Genomic DNA, 661 nt, shown 5'->3' with positions numbered 1-661 from the left:
GCGATTGGGGTGATCCATTCGCCCTGCCGGTTCAGGACCTTGAGAGACCCTTGATGCCCATCCAGATGAAACAGGGCCCCGACATGGGTGGCTTCGAAACTGCGGACTTCACGGGTCCCATCCGGGACGGCAGTGCGCTGGGGACCACCGCGTGGATCACGCACCCGCCATAACCCTTGGGCGCGGAAGAAGCGTAATACGGTGGCGTAGGATGGGAACTCGTTGGCACCAAACACCAGTCTGAGGTTGTCGTAATGCAACTGGATGTTCCATTTGGGACGATCCGCATACTGGGTGCGTATGGCCTGAGCCAAGGGTTCGCTGATGACACGGACAGAGCCCGCATCAAGACGCGGGACGGTGGCCAGGAAGGCGGCAGGATCCGGGCTTTGCCGTGCCCGTGCCAGCCAGCGTTCGAGGGTGGAGACGCCGAAACGTATCTCACCCCCATGAATCGGATGACGCCAGGTCTGGCGACTCAAATCGAGCAGGCGTGACTTCAATTCCCCGCGTGGCGGAGGAGCGGCCAGCAGTTGACCGATGATCAGCAGGCGTAGCCGGGACCATCGATCCCGGGCACTGGTTTCGTTTGGGATGGGCATGAATGAATTTCCTTCGCATGAATTCGGGCACAACGCCCGAGTTGCGAAGCCTATGCCGG

At 61.0% G+C, this 661-nt stretch carries 1 pseudogene; it reads right to left on the bottom strand.

From position 1 onward, the window contains the following. Positions 1-602 (bottom strand): annotated as a pseudogene (locus IV91_RS0110710) (IS481 family transposase); the annotation flags it as partial. Positions 603-661 lie beyond the last annotated feature (59 nt).

Origin of the sequence: Ferrovum myxofaciens (genome assembly GCF_000735045.1) — a bacterium.
GTDB classification, from domain to species: Bacteria; Pseudomonadota; Gammaproteobacteria; order Burkholderiales; family Ferrovaceae; genus Ferrovum; species Ferrovum myxofaciens.
This window is presented reverse-complemented; position numbering and strand designations above follow the sequence as displayed.